Consider the following 17,511-nt stretch of genomic DNA (forward strand, 5'->3'; position numbering starts at 1 on the left):
AGATGTGTAAAAGAGACAGGTGGAAGCCGGTCCGGTGGTGAGGATCGCGTACAGGCCCTGTACGCCCCGCCGGTGGGCGGGGCGCCTGGGGTGCCTGGCCCGCCGGACGCTGTCCCGTCCCGGGCGTGCCGGGGGCGGGGGCGGGCACCGTGCGCCGGTCGGGCACACAGCTGAACGTCTTGGTGCTGCTGCTGGCCTGCCGCCGTTTGGGGGTCAGGCGGGCCTTGTTGCGGGCCCGGGCGGGGGTGCACATCGGTGCCGGTGCGGCTGATCCGGCCGACCACCGTGGTCAGCCAGGCTGCCAGGTTCTGAATGATCGCCGTGTCCTGGCGCGCGAGCCGCATCCAGGCCTCCTGGACCACGTCCTCGGCATCGGCGTGCGATCCGAGCACGCGTTAGGCGACCGCGCGGAGCCGATCGCGCTGCGCCTCGAACGCCTCGGCGACCAAATCCGTCGGGCCGGCGTCGGTCATGTTGCACCCTCCTCGGATGGGCTTGATCCCGGGTGATGACGGGCCGGGATCGTGGCGTGGCCGGCGCCGGGCAGCGCCGGCCACGCGGGTCTGCGGACGTTCAGCCGTCACGACGTGCGCGGCGCTGCTGACGGAGCGAGATCCGGTTGCCGTCCGGATCCACCGCCTCGATGCGGACCCCGAACGGGTAGTCCTCCGGTTCGGGCTGGTCGAAGGGCACGCCTCGCCGGCGAAGCACCTCGAAGTCCTTCCGCAGGTCGTCCGACTCCAGGATGAGCGCGCCCGGCCGCGCCTCGACCGGCTGCCCCGAGGCGGGCGCATGCGACCAAAGGATGATCTCGACCGGACTGCCCGCAACGCCCACGGTAAGGAAGCGTCCATCAGGCCCCGGATAGTCCACCCGCTTTTCCAAGCCGAGCCCTTCGGTATAGAACTTCAACGCGCGGTCCTGATCGGTGACACAGATCGTCACATACATGATGTTTGTCAGCACCCTGTTCTCCACTCCACTTGTCGGTCCGACGACCTCGGACATACTCGGCCGTCACCTACATGACGGGCGACGACGGGAGAAGGTAACCGATGCGCGAAACCCCTGCCGGTTGACGGCTCGGAGGCGCGCTCGGCCTCCCTGAGGACGGTCGCGTACCGGCGCCTCGTGGGTCGCGGTCCGTGGGCGAAAGCGGCAGGCCGTCGAGGGTTCCACGGACTCGGATGTGGGGATCTCGCCGAGCTCTCCTCGACGGGCTGCGGAAGCCGCGCCTTCGACCGGGTACTCGCTCATCGGCTGGAAGAGGACATCCGCAGGGTCCCGCCCTCGCTGTCGAGTCTGGTGAGAAATGCCAGGTCGGATGAGACGCAAGCTAGCGTGAACAGGATGAATCGGACAGTGATCTGCACCATTGGCCGAGAACCTCCCACCGATGCCGGCACCACAGTGAGACGCTGCAAGATCCGCCCAGAAACGGACACCGGACACGCGCCTACTGACATCCCCGATGGCCTAGTGCCAAGTCCGCTGACATCTCCTGCGCCGTACTGACATCTGCAAGCGCCTCAGACACCGACAGATGTCTGGCGGCGCTGAACATGACAGTGAAACCTATCGCTGACCAGGGAATTGCCCTTTAGATCAATGTCTAATCTGCTTGGCCGAACGGCATTCTGAGCTCCCCCCTGTTCTCCGGACACTTGACCTGAGGTCCCCCTTGATCATCAGGAAGGATGCACGACTCCACCGCGACCCCGATGCCCGCACGGGGCCAACCGGCCCGGCCGGGCGTGCGGGCCGCTACGGGGCGATCGGCTGACCCGCGGTCGGCTTCGGCTTGCTGATCTGCCCTTCGGCGTCGACCACGACCACCTCGACTCCCTCAGCCGAGAACGGGGCCAGCGCGTCTTCCGGGGCGCCGGCGTCGGTCACAAGCGTCCAGGGCCGGGGCAGCTGAACCCAGGCGTGGAACGGACGTCGCCCGAGCTTGGCCGCATGCGCCAGCACGTAGGTCTTGTGGGAACTGCGGGCCATGAGCTCCTTGAGCCGGGTCTGCTGGAGGTCGGCCTCGCAGATCCCGCGGTCGGCGGTGACTCCGTCAGCCCCGAGGAAGACGCGGTCGAACGACATCCGCTCCAGGCAAGCCTCGGTGGTGGGGCCGACGAACCCCTGGCTGAGGTGGCGCAGCCTGCCGCCGAGGCACTCCACATGGAGGCCTTCGACGTCGTCGAGCTCCTTGAGCACCGTCAGGCTCGTGGTCGCGATCAGGAGCTGGGTGCTGGAGCGCAGCTCGTGAGCCAGCGCCGCGACGGTCGAGCCGGCGTCGAGCAGCACGGACTCCCCGGCTCCGATCTGCTGGGCCGCCCATTTGGCGATTCCGCGTTTGGCCTCGAAGGCGTCACCGACGCGCTGGCGCAACGAGTCCTCGGGATGGGCGACGACGGCCATCGCGCCGCCGTATGTGCGGGCCAGCAGTCCTTGCGCGGTCAGCCGGGCGAGGTCACGGCGGATGGTGGAGGGTGTCACGGCGAACGTCGAGGACAGCTCTTCGACACTGGCCAGACCGCTGGTCGTGGCCAGGCGCACGATCTCGGCGCGCCGACGGTCAGAGTTCCTGGGCAACGCTCTTCCTTCTCGGCTTGTCGTTCAACGTTCCGGGGTCAGATCGCCGGGCTGGGAGACATCTGGGCGGCTTGCCGCAGCGCCTCGATCATGCTACCTACTTCGGCGGTGCCTTTCCCGGCGATGTCGAAGGCGGTTCCGTGGTCCACGGACGTCCGGATGACGGGCAGGCCCACGGTGATGTTCACCCCGGCCTCGATGCCGAGGATCTTCACCGGACCGTGGCCCTGGTCGTGGTACATCGCCACGATGAGGTCGTAGTCTCCGCGCCCCGCGACGAAGAACGCCGTGTCGGCGGGCAGCGGCCCGTGCACGTCGATGCCGTCGGCCTTCAGGACTTCGACGGCGGGAACGATTTTCTCGGCCTCTTCGCCGTAGCCGAACAGGCCGTTCTCCCCGGCGTGCGGGTTGATGCCGCACACGCCGATGCGCGGGTTCTCGATCCCGGCGCGCCGCAGCGCCTCGTGGCCTCGGCGTATGGTTCGTTCCACCAGGCCGGGTTCGATCTTCGCGATGGCGTCGATCAGTCCGATGTGCGTGGTGACGTGGATGACGCGGATCTTCGGCGAGGACAACATCATGGACACCTCGTCGGTCCCGGTCAGGTGCGCGAGGAGTTCGGTGTGCCCGGGGAAGATGTAGCCGCCCGCGTGCAGGGCTTCCTTGTTCAGTGGCGCCGTGCAGATCGCCTGCACCTTCCCGGCCATGGCCAGCTCGCTGGCGACCCGCACATAGTGGTATGCGGCCGCCCCCGCCACGGGGGAGATCTGCCCCCAGGGCAGGTCTTCCGGCAGGAGCCCCAGGTCGATGACATTGACGCGTCCAGGCTGGAACACGGCGTCGGTCACCGTGTCGACCACCACGATCTCGGTGGCGGTCCCGAGGATGGAGGCCGCCTGGCGCAGCCGTACGGCGTCGCCGATGACGACGGGACGGCAGAGCTCGGCGATGTGGGGGTCCTGGAGGGCGCCGACAATGACTTCCGGACCCACCCCGGCCCCGTCACCCATGGTGACGGCGATGATCGGAGTGGCCGCTGTGCGCGGCTGTCGGCCGACGGCGGCGGTGCTGATGCTCACGACGGGACCTTTCGCTTGGTTCAGGGGGAGAAGAGTGGGGTCAAGAGGTCCGAGGGAGTGCGGAGCCAACGCCCTGACGATCTCGACGAGCGAGTCGCCTTCCCCGAAACTGCCCGGGCGGGTGACCACTGAACGGCCTTCGGGCGTCCGGGAGTGGACGGCTCCCGGGTGCACCTGCCCGACAGGTGTCAGTTCCCGCACCTGGAGGGCGTCGAGGACGCGCCGGGCGGTCTCTCCGCCGGTCAGCACGAGGTTCACCGGCCGCGCGGACGCGCGCACCGCGTCCGCGACGGCCTCGGCCAGCCGGCGCGCGATGTCACGGGAGGCCGCAGGGAGGACGGAGCCGGCGGAGTCGAGGAAGGCCACGACCGCCCGGTCGCCGATCGGGATGTGGGGGAGGGGCTCCCGGCCGGCAGGTGTGCCGAGGAGCGCCGTCACGGGCAGGGCAACGGGAACGGCTCCGGCCTCGGCCAGCCGGCGCACCTGTTCGGCCGCGACCGGCTCGGCGCTGCCCACCACGACGAGCGGCGCCGCGTCCCTGCGCCGCGCGGTGTGCGTCGGGGCGGGCTCATGCTCCTCGACGGCCGTACCGAGACTCCGCAGATGGCGCCCGAGCGCGTCGGCGAGCCCGCCGGATCCCACCAGTCGCACCGACTGCACGGCCAGCGCGGCACGCAGCACGGCGTCCAGATCCTGATCGGTCTCCGCGTCGCACAGCGCGATGCACGCCTCCTCGGAGCAAGAGGCGATCGCGTCGGAAAGACGATCCGATCGCACGGTCGCGAGATCCAGCACGCGGGCCCGGAGCGGCGCCAGCGCCGCCTCGACCGACGTCGGAGCCGGGACGCCGTCCACCGCCCAGGCGTTCGCCCGGTGGAGGGCCACTCCGGCCAGGTGCAGCACGCCGCCGCGCACCACCCGATCCAGGCCAGGCAGGGCAGGGGCGACGACGATGCCGGCCCCAGGCGTCGTCAGCGCGGCCACCTCCGCCGCGACGTTGCCGCGCAGCAGCGAGTCGATCTTCTTGAAGACCAGCCGCGGACGCCCGGCGGAGGCCAGGGCGACCGCGGAACGCACCGCCGCGGCAGCCTCGGCGGGACGCAGGTGCCGGGAGTCGGTATCGACGACGAGGATGTCGGCGGAATCGCGCTCGCCCCGCACGGCGTGGTCAGTGAGAACAATCCTTGTGCGTGTTGTGCGCATCATGATGCGTGCTGCGACCTCGGCCGCACCCGACAGGTCGTCGGCCACGACGAGGACACCGTCCGCGGCCGTGCTGGGCTTGGGCTTCAAGGAACCCCCGATACAGTCAGGTTTTGCACGTCAGGCAGGCTCCCGCAGTCCTCGCGAACCTCTTGCGCGATCCGCTCCGGAGCGAGGCGTGCACGTCGGCGCAGCCTTCGTCTTGACCGGATGATGTCACAGCTTGCACAAAATGCGCTAGACCTCTTGCGCGAAGTGCGCATGCGTGTAATGGTGCAGCAACGTCGTTGTGACGTGGGAAACATCCGGACCTGGCAGGCGGCCGCTGCTGAGAGGCGCACCGCTGCGGACGGTTCAGAAAGCGAGAACCCCAGTGACTCATCTCGGAAGCGCCCCCCAGTTCTCCCGTCGCAGTCTTCTCCGTCTCGGTGCTCTCACGGGTGCGGCCATGACCCTGAGTCCCCTCGCCGCCTGTGCGGGACCGGGGCCCGCCCCCGGCGCGGGATCCAGCGCCGGCTCCACCGCCGGCTCGGGGATCACGCTGGCGCTCAACCGCTCGCTCGTGTCGCTGGACAACAAGCTCAACCAGTTCGATGCCGCCGTCACCGTCCAGCGCGGCGTCCGTCAGGCGCTGACCTTCATCGATCCGAAGCTCACCGTGCAGCCCGTCCTGGCCGAGAGGTTCGAGCTGACGGCTCCCACCGAGTGGACGGTCAAGCTGCGCGACGGCGTCCACTACTCCGATGGCAGCCCGGTCACGGTCGAAGACGTCTCAACCGCTCTGCAGATGTACCAGAAGGTCCTCGGATCGTTCCTGGCCGGCCTCTTCCCCGAATGGCCGACCGTCACCCCCGTCGACGCGAGCACCTTCAAGCTCGTGACGGAGAACCCGGTGCCGACACTCGACTACCTGATGGCGAACATTCTGATCACCCCCGCTGCCGCCAACAAACCGGAGGAGCTCCAGGGCGGCATCGGATCGGGCCCCTACGTCGTCACCTCCGCCAACCGGGGCACCGGTGAGTACACGCTGCAGGTCAACGACAAATACTGGGGTCCCGCGCCCGTGATCAAGACCGTACAGGTCAGGTTCCTCCCGGAGGAGGCCAACCGCGTCGTCGCCCTGCGCAGCGGCGAGGTCGATGTGATCGACTCGATCTCCCCCGATGCGATCAGCCAGCTCTCCGGTCTGAGCGACGTGGAGATACAGCAGGTGCCGAGCACGCGGATCAGCCAGCTCTTCTACAACTTCCGCAAGCCCTCCGGGCACCCGCTCGCCGACGTGCGCGTGCGCGAGGCGCTCAGCTACGCCGTCAACGGTCCCGCCCTGATCAAGGACGTCTTCGCCGATTCGGTCACCCAGGCCCGAGGCGTGGTGGCGGACACCCTGACCGGGGCGGTTCAAACGGGCGAGTACGTCTACGACCCGCAGAAGGCCAGGCAGATGCTCGACGCCGCCGGAGTGAAAGATCTCAAAATCAAGATCATCTGGGAGACCGGAGAGTTCGCCAACGACACCAGCGTCATGGAGGCGGTGGTGGAGATGCTCAAGGCGGTCGGTGTGCAGGCCGAACTCCAGCAGTTCCAGCCGGGCGGCGAAATCACCAAGTGGCGCCAGGGCCGGGCCGGCGACTGGGACGTCCTCGGCAACGGCTATCCCGGCCCGACCGGGCTGGCGCTGACTCCGCTGCAGGGCATGTTCGCCGGCACGGCGGAAAAGGAGGCCACCCGGGACACCTACCATGGCTACGTGATCCCCAAGATCACGACCTTGCTGCAGAAGGCCTCACAGGAATCCGACAACACGGCCAGGGAGCGCCTCCTCGCCACGGCCCAGAAGGACATCTGGGACACCTGGCCCTGCATGTGGGCCTTCGTCCCCAAGACCGTCGTCGCCCGGCGCAAGCGCATGCAGAACGTCCTGCTCAGTCCCACCAACTCCTACGACCTCGCATCCGTCCGACTGAGTGGATGAGTCGTGATCCGCTACGTCGCCCAGCGTGCCGGGCAGAGCATCCTGGCGATCTTCCTGACCGTCTCCGCGGTGTTCGTCGTCGTGCGGCTGGCACCAGGGGATCCCGCCGCCGCATACGCCAGCCCCCTGGCCACCACGGCCGAACTCGCCCGCATCCGCGTCCAGTTCGGCCTGGACAAACCGCTCATACAGCAGTACGGAATCTTCGTGCGTGACCTGTTCGGCGGCGACCTGGGCACGTCCTTCTCCTTCCAGGCCCCCGCCCTGGACGTCGTCCTCAGCCGCATGCCGTACACCGTCATGCTCGCCGTGTCCGCCATCCTGTTCGCCGCGGTCGTGGCCATCCCGGTCGGCGTCTGGATGGCGCGGCGCGCCGACACCGGCCGCGAGCTGGGGGCCAACGTGGCCATGATCGCCGGCCAGTCCATGCCGGAGTTCTGGAGCGGCATCATGCTGCTGACCATCTTCGCCGTGCTCGTCCCCGTCCTCCCGGCATCCGGCTTCACCAGTTGGGCTGGCCTGGTGCTGCCGACCGTGACCGTCGGCATCCTGCAGATCGCGCTGATCTCCCGGATGGTACGCCGGGAGATGGGGGCGGGCTTCGCGGCTCCCTACCTGATGATCGCCCGCTCCCGCGGCGTCTCCGAACGCGGCCTGACCTGGCGCTACGCCATGGGCAACTCGGCCATCCCGGTGGTGACCGCGCTCGGCACCCGGTTCGCCGCCATGCTCAACGGCGTGGTGGTGGTCGAGGTCGTCTTCGCCTGGCCGGGTGTCGGATCGCTCGTCGTGCGCGCGCTGGAAACCAGGGACTACCCGCTGATCCAGGCGACCGTCCTGGTCACGGCCATCCTGACAGTGGCCGTTCAGCTGCTCATCGATCTCACCTACCCGTTGCTCGACCCGCGGGTACGACTCGGGAAGGCGGTGGCCTCATGACCGCCACGGCGGCCGGCCCCGCCGACGGCTTCGGCAGCCGCGACACCGCGGAGCCTCCCGCGCGGCCCAGCGCGGTCTCCGCCAAGGATCTCGCCCGATCCGCGGCGGTCCGCCGCCGCAAGAGCGCGCGGCTGAAGACATGGGTCGGCTCGGTGTGCGTGGCCCTCGTCGTCGTGCCTGTCGCCCTGGCCAACATCCTGCCGATCCCCGGGCCGGACGAGCAGAGCCTCGGCCTGCGTCGCCTGCCACCGCTGACCGGCGGGCACCTGTTCGGAACCGACCAGCTCGGCAGAGATCTTCTCTCCCGGGTCCTGCACGGCGGCCAGGTCTCGCTCACCGTCGGCGTGCTGGCCATCGTCGTGTCCGGCATCATCGGTCTCATCGCCGGCGCCGCGGCCGGATTCTTCGGTGGCTGGGTCGACGCCATGGTCTCGCGTCTGCTGGAAGCGCAGCTGTCGCTGCCTCTGCTGTTGATGCTGCTGCTCATCGTCGCGCTCTTCGGCCCGTCCATTCCGGTCATCACCTTCGTGATCGCGATCGCGCAGTGGCCGGAAGTGGCCCGCCTGACCCGTTCTCTGGTGCTCGTCGAGCGGGAGAAACCGTACGTGGCCGCGGCCCGGGTGCTCGGCCTGCATCGCATCACCATCCTGCTCCGGCACGTGCTGCCCAACGTCGTCAAGCAGGCCACGCTGGTGATCCTGCTGTTGCTGGCCCAGGCCGTGCTGCTGGAGAGCGCGCTGAGCTATCTGGGCGCCGGTCCGCAGCGCCCGTTCGCCACCTGGGGCCGCATCATCTCCGACGGCCAGGACTACATCACGACGTCGTGGTGGCTGGTCACGCTGCCCGGACTGGTCATCGTGCTGCTTGTCGTCGGTGTCAACCTGCTCGGAGACGGGCTGCGGGACCGAGTCCGCAGGCGGAAGGGAAGGTGAGCCGGGCATGACAGCCGAGTTCGACGGGGCCGATCGTCCCCTGCTGGAGGTCGAGGACCTGCAGATCGAGCTGATGGCCGAAGCCGGCATCGTCCGCGCCGTCGACGGTGTCAGCTTCCTCATCCGCCAGGGCGAAACCGTGACGATCATCGGCGAGTCGGGATCGGGCAAGTCCACCACGGCCATGGGCATCCTGCGGCTGCTTCCCCCGGAGCTGGCGGTCCTCTCTGGCAAGGCCCGCTTTCAGGGAGTCGACGTCATCGCCGACCCCGGCGCGGTGCGCAAGGTGCGCGGGCGTACCGTCTCGCTCATCCCGCAGGATCCCATGACGGCGCTCAGCCCCGTCCACACCATCGGGCGGCAACTCCGCGAGGCCGTGCGGCTGCGCCACCGCGGCCTGTCCCGGTCGGAAACCGTCTCGCGCTCCGTCGACCTGCTGGCCCGGATGCACATATCCGATCCGGAGTCCCAGCTACGCAGGTATCCGCATCAGCTGTCGGGAGGCATGCTGCAGCGTGTGCTCATCGCGATCGCGCTAGCCGGATCGCCCGGGCTGCTCGTCGCCGACGAACCGACCTCCGCCCTGGACGTCACCGTCCAGGCAGGCATCCTCGACCTGCTGCTCGAAGTACAGGAGAACACCGGCATCGGCATCCTCATGATCACTCACGACATCGGCGTGGCCCGGCTCGTCTCGGACCGCATCCATGTCATGAAGGACGGGCGATTCGTCGAGTCGGGCGAGGCCGAGCAGATCGTCGACGCACCCCGCGACCCGTACACCAGGAAGTTGCTGACAGCGGTCCCACGGCTGGGCCCCTGGGACGAAGACGGCGAGTCCCTGGAAGCGCCCCTCGACGACGCCGTGGGAGAATCCCGATGACCGACGCGTTCCTCGAGGTCGACGGCCTCGTCGTGGACTATCCCGTCGCCCACGGCGTGTTCCGCGCGGTCGACAACGTCAGCTTCACCGTGCGGCGGGGCGGCACCCTGGCCATCGTGGGGGAGTCAGGCTGCGGCAAGTCCACGATCGCCCGGTCGATCGTACGGCTGGTCAAGCCCACCGCAGGCCGCATCGTGGTGGGCGGCACCGACATCGCCCAGCTGAGGGAGAAACAGCTGCGCCCGATGCGCACCCGGGTACAAATGATCTTCCAGGACCCGTACGGATCGCTCGACCCGCACCTGTCGGCGGAGGAGATCGTCGCGGAACCGCTGCGGGTGCGCGGAATGCGCGACAGACGCGCCCGGGCCAAGGAGGCGGCCAGGCTCATCGACCAGGTCGGCCTGCCCGCCACGGCCCTGGAACGTCGCCCGCCGGAGTTCTCCGGCGGCCAGCGCCAGCGCATCGGCATCGCCAGAGCCCTCGCCTCCAAACCCGACCTCCTGGTCTGCGACGAGGCGACGAGCGCACTGGACGTGTCCGTGCAGGCGCAGGTCCTGGCCCTGCTCGTGAAGATCCAGGCCGAGACCGGCCTCACCTATGTCGTGATCTCCCACAACCTCGGTGTGGTCAGGGAGATCAGCGAGGACATCGTCGTCATGAGCAAAGGGCGCCTGGTCGAGTCCGGCCCGACCCGGACGGTGCTGGCCGCCCCGGCCCACCCCTACACGCGCGCACTCCGCAGGGCCGCGCTGGATCCGGCCACGATGCACGGGCGCAAGCCGCGCGACCTGGTGCGGGCCCCGTCCACTACCCATTCCCCCGGAGCACCCGTTCAGCGAGGAACCGACCGATGACAACTTCCGTACCGGCGATCTCCGTACCGGCGGCGACACCGTCCGGGACGCACATCGGGCTGTCCCGGCTGGTGCTGGGAACCATGACGTTCGGCGACACGGCGGACGCGAAAGAGGCCGCGCGCATGCTGGACGTGGCGCTCGACTCCGGCATCACCGGTGTGGACACCGCCAACGCCTACGCGGGCGGCGCGACCGAGTCCATCCTGGCGCCGCTGCTCGCCACCCGGCGCGACCGGGTCGTCCTCGCCACCAAGGCCGGTATGCCCCATCCGGACGCCGGTGATCACGCGCCGTTGTCCGCCAGAGGATTGCGAGCCAGCCTCGAAGGCAGCCTGCGCCGCCTGCAGGTGGACCACGTCGACCTGTTCTACCTGCACCAGCCCGACCGCCGCACGCCGCCGGCCGAGACGCTCGGCGCGATCGCCGAGTTCGTCGCCGAGGGCAAGATCAGCGCGCTCGGCGTCTCCAACTACGCTGCCTGGCAGATCTCGGAGATCAACCACGCCGCCGACGCCGTCGGCGCGCCGCGGCCTGTCGTCGCCCAACAGCTGTACAACCTCCTGTCCCGCAGGGTAGAGGAGGAATACCTGGAGTTCGCGCGGAGCGCCGGCCTGACGACCATGGTCTACAACCCGCTCGGCGGGGGCTTGCTCACCGGGCGTCACACCTTCGAGCAGGACCCCGCCGCCGGCCGCTTCGGCGACTCCAAGCTCGCTCCCATGTACCGGCAGCGGTACTGGAGCCCGGCGCTGTTCGAGGCCGTCACCGCCCTCGGCGAGATCGCCGCGCAGTCGGGCATCCCCCTCATCGAGCTGTCTCTGCGGTGGCTGCTCCATCGCGACGGCGTGGGGGCCGTCCTGCTCGGCGGTTCCAAGGCCGAACACCTGCGCGCGAACATCGCGACCGCCGCGGCCGGACCGCTTCCCGAGGATGTCGTCGCAGCCTGTGACCGCGTCGGGGCGGCGCTGCGCGGACCCATGCCCGCCTACAACCGATGAGAGCCGACCGCCGAGGAGAAGACCAGCAGTGAGCATCACCGACTTCACCGCCAGGATCCGTGCCCGGGAGCCCGCACTGGGCTACTGGTCCGTCCTGGATTCGCCGGTGTCCACCGAACGCATCGCACGCCTCGGCTACGACTACGTGTGCCTGGACGCCCAGCACGGGCTGCTGGGCTACTCGGGGCTGCTGAGCGGCCTGATGGCGATCGACGCGGGCGGCGTGTCCGCGGGCCTGGTCAGGGTCGAGGCGAACGACCCCGGCCACATCGGCCGTGCCCTGGATGCGGGAGCCGCAGGTGTCATCGTGCCACTCATCGACACCGCCGACGACGCCGCGGCGGCCGTCTCCGCGACCCGCTATCCGCCGAAGGGGCGCCGCTCGTACGGCCCGATGCGCTCGGCGCTCCGCATCGGGCCGCGCCCCGCGGACAGCGACGCCACAGTGCTGGTCCTCGTCATGATCGAGACGGCACAGGGGCTGGCGAACATCGAGGCGATCTGCGCGACCCCCGGCCTGGACGGCGTCTACGTCGGCCCGTCCGATCTGTGCCTGGCCCTGGGCGGCGCCTTCCCCGGCGACCCCGCGATCGCTTCCCCGTTCGAGGACGCGCTGGTCACGGTGCGCGAAGCCGCCAGGTCCGCCGGCGTCGCCGCCGGCATACACACCCCCGACGGCGGGACCGCCGCCAAGCGCCTGGCCGAGGGATACACCTTCGCCACCATCGCCTCAGACCTCGTCCACCTCGAACAGGCCGCGAAGTCCCACCTGACCGACGCCCGAGCCCGGTCTCGCCGAGGAGAACAGTGAGCCGGCCCGTCGTTCCCGGCCATCTGCCCATGGACGGCATGATCCGCGTTCGCGACGACGATCCGGACCGCCATGAGGCGTATCTGATCGCGCCTGCCGTGCAGAACCACGCGGCCAACATCATGTCGCTACGCGACGGCGCTCTCGGCTGCGTGTGGTTCGGCGGCACGCAGGAAGGCGTCTCGGACATCTCCATCTGGTTCTCCCGGCTGCAGAAGGGGGCGGACACCTGGTCCACGCCGACGCGGCTGTCCGACGACCCGACGCGTTCCGAGCAGAACCCGGTGCTGTTCCTCACTCCCGCCGGAGAGCTGTGGCTGCTGTACACCGCCCAGCACGCGGGCAACCAGGACACCGCCGAAGTCCGTTGCCGCATCTCGCAGGACGACGGTCACACCTGGGGACCCGTGCACACCCTCCTCCCCGCCACGAGCCGCGGCGGCGTCTTCGTCCGGCAGCCCGTGCTCGTGCTGCCGTCCGGCCGATGGCTGCTGCCCGTCTTCAACTGCGTCACCACACCGGGGAAGCGCTGGGTCGGCGACCGCGACACCAGCTCTCTCATGGTCTCCGACGACGAGGGACGAACCTGGCGCGAACAGCCCGTCCCGGACAGCGTCGGCTGCGTCCACATGAACGCCCACCTGCTGGCCGACGGCACGCTGCTCGCGCTGTTCCGCAGCCGCTGGGCGGATTCGATCTACGCGAGCCGGTCGGAAGACGAGGGCATGACCTGGAGCGTTCCCGCTGCCACCGAGCTGCCCAACAACAATTCCTCCATCCAGTACGTCACACTGCGTGACGGCCGGCTGGCGCTGGTGTTCAACGCCAGCAGCGCGGCCGACGCCACCGAGCGCCGGGCGTCCCTGTACGACGAGATCGACGATGACGGCCTCACCGGGACCCCGGCGAGTCGGACCGGCGAAGAGCCGGCACCCGCCGGGAGCGATGAGCGCACCGCGTTCTGGGGCGCCCCGCGTGCGCCCATGACCCTCGCGGTGTCCCGCGACGGAGGGCGCACGTGGCCGATCCGCCGCGATCTGGAGGTAGGCGATGGCTACTGCCTGACCAACAACTCCCGCGATGGCCTCAACCGAGAGTTCTCCTACCCGTCCATCCAGGAAAGCGCCGACGGTGACCTGCACATCGTCTTCACCTACCACCGCCGCGTCATCAAGTACGTCCGAGTACGACCCGAGTGGGCCGCCCGCGCCGAAGGCATCTGACGTGCCGATGGACGCCGCGCCAGACGGCCGCACCGGACGGACCTCGGACGAGCCGCAGCACGCGGTGGTGACCGGGGCCAGCTCCGGCATCGGCCGGGCCGTCGCCACACGCCTGCTCCGCGAGGGCTGGAGAATCACCGGGATGAGCCGTACCCGCCCTCCGGAGCACCGCCAGGACACCCCGGCCTACTCGTGGATCCGGGCAGACCTGACCGACCTCGACCAGCTGGCCGACGCATCAGCCTCGGTGGGCGCCGTCGACGCCATCGTTCACGCGGCGGGCGTGCAACGCTCCGCGCCGCTCGGACGCCTCTCGGCACAGGACGGCGCCCTCATGTGGCGGGTCCACGTCGAGGCCGCGACCGTTCTGGTGAACGTCCTCGCCGACGCGATCCGCCCAGGTGGCCGCGTTGTGCTGATCGGAAGCCGCACGATGGCGGGCGCGGCGGGCAAGAGTCAGTACGCGGCGACCAAGGCCGCGCTTGTGGGCTTGGCCCGTTCCTGGGCCATGGAACTGGTCCCGCGTGGCATCACCGTCAATGTGGTCGCCCCCGGCCCGACCGACACCCCCATGCTGCGGGATCCCGGACGTGCCGCCACTCCGCCACGGGTTCCGCCGCTGGGCCGGTTCATCAGACCCGAGGAGGTCGCGGGACTGACGGCCTTCCTCCTCGGACCGGAAGGAGGCGCGGTTACCGGCCAGCACCTGGTGATGTGCGCGGGCGCATCACTGTGAACTGGCAGTGAGCGAAGGAACGGCGGGTGAGGATGGTGAGCTGCCAGGTAGAGGCACATGATCGTCCCCACCACCGGGAGGACGCGGCCCGCGTTGAAGTGTTCCACCGTCGTCTCGTCCCTGCGCAGGACGAGAACGGATACATTGACGGCCGCGAAAGCCGCGAGCAGGAGCAGCGACGTCGTTCCGCCCAGCAACGCCCGCTGCCGGGAACCAGCGAGACGAACGTGATGAGGCCGACAGCGATGGTGGTGAACAGAATCGCCGCCTGTGGCGTGCGTCGAGAGGGGTGCACCTTCGGCATCCCGGCGCGGATGTTTCTCCGGCCGCCCGCCGGCGTTCGTCGGCATCTAACCAACTCGACCGAACGACATTCAAAGTGACAGTGCGATCCGAGTGCGGTTCGAGGAAGCTGTTGAATGGTTGCAAGCTATTGCATCGCCGCGCGGCTGGCCCGCCTCGGCGGGTCGCCGGGTGGACACCGCAAGGGGGCCGCAGCCGGGACGTCAGCCCGCGCTGCGCGCGTTCGACCCGCCGCCGTGGGACCAGCCCCAGCCACGCCCGCGGTGGTCGCCGACACCGTTGGAACGGGATGTCACGCCTCTCTAAAGACAGCAGCTACAAGGCTTTCTGAGGAGTCTCATGGCATCCGGACATCACCCTGACGGTTCTGCCTCGCAGACCATGGACGGGATCGGTTTTCTCAGTGTCCCCGAAGCCACCGCTGAGGCCCAGCGGATCTTCGACGAGGACATCGCCGAATTGGGTTACGTGATGAGCGTCTCACGTCTGTGGGCCTATCAGCCCGCGACGGTGGCCGGGCTGTTCGCCCTGCTGCGGCAGGTGACCACCGTGGATCGCCTCAGCCTGCGTCAACGCCACGTCCTCGTGACCGCGTGCGCGTCGGCGTTCGGCGACTCCTACTGCTCACTCGTGTGGGGAAGCAGGCTGGCCGAGGCGAGCGATGCGCAGACCGCCGCTGGGGTGCTGACAGGTGTTGACGACGGCCTGAGCAGCAGCGAGCGAGCCATGGCCACGTGGGCCCGCAAGGTGGCGCGTGAGCCCAATGGCACCACCGCGGCGGATGCGCAGGAGCTGCGTGACGCCGGATTCAGCGACTCGCAGATCTTCACGATCACCGCATTCGTGGCTCTTCGCCTGGCGTTCTCGACGGTCAACGACGCGCTGGGCGTACGCCCTGATGCGGCCCTTCGCTCCAGCGTGCCGGGAGTCGTTCGCGACGCGGTCGCGTTCGGCCGTCCGATCGACGATGTCGCAGACGAGGTGTAGTCGATGGAATCCTCATGGGCGACGACAAACGCGGCCACGGATGCGGGTCGCTGGTTCGCGCGGCGACTCGCCGCTGAATCTCTCGCCCGCGGTGACGCCACGGGCTGGTTCGAGATGTTGTATGCGGCGGCCGAACAGGGTGTCGTGACGGTGCCGTGGGCTGGCTTGGCGCCCAGTCCACGCCTGGTCTCGGCGCTGGCCGGTCTCCCCTTGGGCGGGCGCGCCGTCGTGGTCGGCTGCGGGTTGGGCGACGATGCCGAACACGTCGCATCGCTGGGCTTGACTACCTTGGCCTTTGATGTGTCGCCGACGGCGATCGCCGAAGCCCGGCGCCGCTTCCCCCACTCCGCGGTGGAGTATGTGGCCGCCGATCTGCTGTCGCCGCCGAGGTCCTGGGCCGGCGCGTTCGACCTGGTGATCGAGGTGTTCACGCTACAGGTCCTCACCGGCGCGACACGACGTGCCGCCTTCGCCCGGCTCGCCCAGCTGGTCGCGCCCGGCGGCCGGCTCTTGGTCATCGCCAAGGCGCGGGACGAGGACGAGTGGCCGGGCATGATGCCATGGCCACTCACGCGAATCGAAATCGAGTCATTCCACAAGTACGGGCTGACCAAGGAATCCATTGCCGACGTCATCGACGACGATGACGACGGTCCGGTCCGCCGGTGGCGAGCGTGGTTCGCCGCTCCTCCTGCCGCTTGATCTCACTCATTTGACCAGCAGATCTGGAGTCACGTCCCCATGCCCATCCACCACCGCCATGACGTCGTTGTTGTGGGCGCACGCGCCGCGGGCGCGGCCACCGCGCTGCTTCTGGCCCGCCTCGGGCACGACGTGGGCAGCTCGGGCACCACCCGGTCAGATAGACCCGGTGGATGGGGCAGACCACGCAGGGCAGCAAGTGCCAGGCGACGCGCCAGACCGGATCAGGCGTGGCGAGGCAGCGCGGGCAGACAGCGGCGGTGTCCAGGCGCCAGAGCCAGGGGCGGGTGGTGGTGTTGCCGGTCCAGCTGCGGGTGATGAACTGGCCGCCCTGGCCCATCAGCGCCATGCGCATCATGGCGCAGGCGCGCAGGCTGGTGGCATCCCGCAGGTTTTCGAAGACGTACTCGCCGTCATAGATGGTGAGAAAGTCATCGCCCAGGATGTAGCGCTGCGGGGTGTAGGGAGGCAGGCCAAGCAGGGCTGCGATGGTGTCGCGCTGGCTGTGGTGTGCCTCGACCAGGTGGAAGAACCAGGAGTGGAAGGCCTCTCCGTCCGCCAGCGGCGGCACCAGGGCCAGCCGCCGCAGCGGCGGCCGGTCCGGCTGCCGCTCCTCGAGTTCGAGGTGGTGCCGTATCATCCGGTGCCTGTGTCCTGGTCGGAAGGGGCCGGGGCCTTCTTGGTGCGGCGCCGAGCAGCAGCCTGGCGGCGGGCTCTGGTCTTGGCGTAGTCGACCTCGTCGTCGTGGCCGAGCACCACGCGGTCGAGGGTGTCGCGCGTGAGCGCTTCGACGCCCGGGTCCATCGCCATGTGAGCGGCCTTTTTGAACAGTATGGACAGCGCGCCGATATAGCCGGAGGTGCGTTCGTGCAGGTAACGCCAATGATGCAGGGTCAGAGCGTTGGGCTGGTGATCGAGCAGGATCAGGTTGCTCTCGAAGTGACGCACCAGCGACATCCAGGTGCGCTGCTGCTCGGCGGTGCGGATCGAAAACGGGGCCAGGTGCTGCAGGTCGGCGAAGCGGGATCCCGATTGGCTGGCCCGTCCGCGCTCGTGTCCATTCGTGGAGGTGCCTGCTTTGCCCGGGCGGGAGCGGACCGGTGCTCCGTCAGTGAACAGGTTGCCCTGCTCCAGCAGGATCCCGGGGTCGCGTTGATCGTTGCGGCTTTCTTTGGGAGGATGGCTGCTATGACTTCGAACCGACGAAAGGCCTATGGCGCGTAGACGGCCAGGCCAGGTGCGCGCGAACCTGCCGCGCAGACTCCGCCCGGGACAGGGCATGAAGATTGTTTCT

17 protein-coding genes and 1 pseudogene are annotated in these 17,511 nt (G+C 69.2%); 12 read left to right on the plus strand and 6 right to left on the minus strand.

What is annotated here, in order from left to right; all coding sequences use genetic code 11:
• The 4 genes and pseudogenes from EJK15_RS77315 to pdxA form a co-directional block, all read right to left on the minus strand.
• A pseudogene (locus EJK15_RS77315) lies at positions 1-344 on the minus strand (hypothetical protein); the annotation flags it as partial.
• 229 nt (positions 345-573) lie between these two features.
• Positions 574-966 carry a VOC family protein gene (locus tag EJK15_RS57965; protein WP_138718967.1) on the minus strand — a complete coding sequence of 131 codons (393 nt, stop codon included), beginning with the start codon at positions 964-966 and terminating at the stop codon, positions 574-576.
• Between the two features lie 798 nt (positions 967-1,764).
• Entirely contained in the window at positions 1,765-2,586 is an 822-nt protein-coding gene (locus EJK15_RS57970) for a DeoR/GlpR family DNA-binding transcription regulator (protein WP_138718968.1), read from the minus strand.
• Between the two features lie 38 nt (positions 2,587-2,624).
• On the minus strand, positions 2,625-4,958 hold the full coding sequence (pdxA, locus tag EJK15_RS57975) for a 4-hydroxythreonine-4-phosphate dehydrogenase PdxA (protein WP_206061831.1): 2,334 nt from the start codon (positions 4,956-4,958) through the stop codon (positions 2,625-2,627).
• 358 nt (positions 4,959-5,316) lie between these two features.
• Here pdxA and EJK15_RS57980 point away from each other — a divergent pair, with 358 nt between their 5' ends.
• From EJK15_RS57980 to EJK15_RS58035, 12 genes are all read left to right on the plus strand, one after another.
• Positions 5,317-6,843: an ABC transporter substrate-binding protein gene (locus tag EJK15_RS57980; protein ID WP_138718970.1), complete on the plus strand. Its 1,527-nt coding sequence runs from the start codon at positions 5,317-5,319 to the stop codon at positions 6,841-6,843.
• A 3-nt stretch (positions 6,844-6,846) separates the two neighbouring features.
• A complete protein-coding gene (locus tag EJK15_RS57985; protein ID WP_138718971.1) occupies positions 6,847-7,782 on the plus strand; it encodes an ABC transporter permease in 936 nt (311 codons plus the stop codon).
• The gene (locus EJK15_RS57990; protein WP_138718972.1) at positions 7,779-8,714 is read left to right on the plus strand and encodes an ABC transporter permease; all 936 of its coding nucleotides are present in this window, start codon (positions 7,779-7,781) and stop codon (positions 8,712-8,714) included. Before EJK15_RS57985 ends, EJK15_RS57990 begins: the two co-directional genes overlap by 4 nt.
• A gap of 7 nt (positions 8,715-8,721) precedes the next feature.
• Positions 8,722-9,597 (plus strand): ABC transporter ATP-binding protein, encoded by an 876-nt coding sequence (locus tag EJK15_RS57995; RefSeq protein WP_138718973.1) that lies wholly within the window; start codon positions 8,722-8,724, stop codon positions 9,595-9,597.
• Positions 9,594-10,454 (plus strand): ATP-binding cassette domain-containing protein, encoded by an 861-nt coding sequence (locus EJK15_RS58000; RefSeq protein ID WP_138718974.1) that lies wholly within the window; start codon positions 9,594-9,596, stop codon positions 10,452-10,454. The genes EJK15_RS57995 and EJK15_RS58000 overlap by 4 nt, the downstream gene beginning before the upstream one ends.
• Positions 10,451-11,455 carry an aldo/keto reductase gene (locus tag EJK15_RS58005; protein ID WP_138718975.1) on the plus strand — a complete coding sequence of 335 codons (1,005 nt, stop codon included), beginning with the start codon at positions 10,451-10,453 and terminating at the stop codon, positions 11,453-11,455. The genes EJK15_RS58000 and EJK15_RS58005 overlap by 4 nt, the downstream gene beginning before the upstream one ends.
• 28 nt (positions 11,456-11,483) lie before the next feature.
• Entirely contained in the window at positions 11,484-12,266 is a 783-nt protein-coding gene (locus EJK15_RS58010; protein ID WP_206061833.1) for an HpcH/HpaI aldolase family protein, read from the plus strand.
• Entirely contained in the window at positions 12,263-13,489 is a 1,227-nt protein-coding gene (locus tag EJK15_RS58015) for a sialidase family protein (RefSeq protein ID WP_206061835.1), read from the plus strand. Before EJK15_RS58010 ends, EJK15_RS58015 begins: the two co-directional genes overlap by 4 nt.
• Positions 13,490-13,496: 7 nt before the next feature.
• Entirely contained in the window at positions 13,497-14,225 is a 729-nt protein-coding gene (locus EJK15_RS58020) for an SDR family NAD(P)-dependent oxidoreductase (protein ID WP_138718977.1), read from the plus strand.
• Positions 14,226-14,251: 26 nt separating this feature from the next.
• Positions 14,252-14,608 carry a hypothetical protein gene (locus EJK15_RS71915; RefSeq protein WP_171075179.1) on the plus strand — a complete coding sequence of 119 codons (357 nt, stop codon included), beginning with the start codon at positions 14,252-14,254 and terminating at the stop codon, positions 14,606-14,608.
• A gap of 259 nt (positions 14,609-14,867) precedes the next feature.
• Positions 14,868-15,515 carry a carboxymuconolactone decarboxylase family protein gene (locus tag EJK15_RS58030; protein ID WP_240777881.1) on the plus strand — a complete coding sequence of 216 codons (648 nt, stop codon included), beginning with the start codon at positions 14,868-14,870 and terminating at the stop codon, positions 15,513-15,515.
• Between the two features lie 114 nt (positions 15,516-15,629).
• The gene (locus EJK15_RS58035; RefSeq protein ID WP_240777882.1) at positions 15,630-16,217 is read left to right on the plus strand and encodes a class I SAM-dependent methyltransferase; all 588 of its coding nucleotides are present in this window, start codon (positions 15,630-15,632) and stop codon (positions 16,215-16,217) included.
• Here the strand turns inward: EJK15_RS58035 and EJK15_RS58040 are convergent.
• Both EJK15_RS58040 and EJK15_RS71920 read right to left on the minus strand, forming a co-directional pair.
• On the minus strand, positions 16,147-16,857 hold the full coding sequence (locus EJK15_RS58040) for a TniQ family protein (protein ID WP_138718979.1): 711 nt from the start codon (positions 16,855-16,857) through the stop codon (positions 16,147-16,149). The genes EJK15_RS58035 and EJK15_RS58040 overlap by 71 nt on opposite strands.
• Positions 16,854-17,511 (minus strand): hypothetical protein (locus EJK15_RS71920; RefSeq protein ID WP_206061837.1); only part of this gene is annotated, 658 nt, incomplete at its 5' end. The genes EJK15_RS71920 and EJK15_RS58040, both read right to left, overlap by 4 nt.

The organism is Nonomuraea basaltis (assembly GCF_005893125.1).
GTDB classification, from domain to species: Bacteria; Actinomycetota; Actinomycetes; order Streptosporangiales; family Streptosporangiaceae; genus Nonomuraea; species Nonomuraea basaltis.

Bases quoted from the DNA above. Each gene is read 5' to 3' on its own strand.
- EJK15_RS57980 (WP_138718970.1), top strand. From the start codon at position 5,317: ATGACCCTGAGTCCCCTCGCCGCCTGTGCGGGACCGGGGCCCGCCCCC.
- EJK15_RS57990 (WP_138718972.1), top strand. From the start codon at position 7,779: ATGACCGCCACGGCGGCCGGCCCCGCCGACGGCTTCGGCAGCCGCGAC.
- EJK15_RS57995 (WP_138718973.1), top strand. From the start codon at position 8,722: ATGACAGCCGAGTTCGACGGGGCCGATCGTCCCCTGCTGGAGGTCGAG.
- EJK15_RS58000 (WP_138718974.1), top strand. From the start codon at position 9,594: ATGACCGACGCGTTCCTCGAGGTCGACGGCCTCGTCGTGGACTATCCC.
- EJK15_RS58005 (WP_138718975.1), top strand. From the start codon at position 10,451: ATGACAACTTCCGTACCGGCGATCTCCGTACCGGCGGCGACACCGTCC.
- EJK15_RS58020 (WP_138718977.1), top strand. From the start codon at position 13,497: ATGGACGCCGCGCCAGACGGCCGCACCGGACGGACCTCGGACGAGCCG.
- EJK15_RS58030 (WP_240777881.1), top strand. From the start codon at position 14,868: ATGGCATCCGGACATCACCCTGACGGTTCTGCCTCGCAGACCATGGAC.
- EJK15_RS58035 (WP_240777882.1), top strand. From the start codon at position 15,630: ATGTTGTATGCGGCGGCCGAACAGGGTGTCGTGACGGTGCCGTGGGCT.
- EJK15_RS58040 (WP_138718979.1), bottom strand. From the start codon at position 16,857: ATGATACGGCACCACCTCGAACTCGAGGAGCGGCAGCCGGACCGGCCG.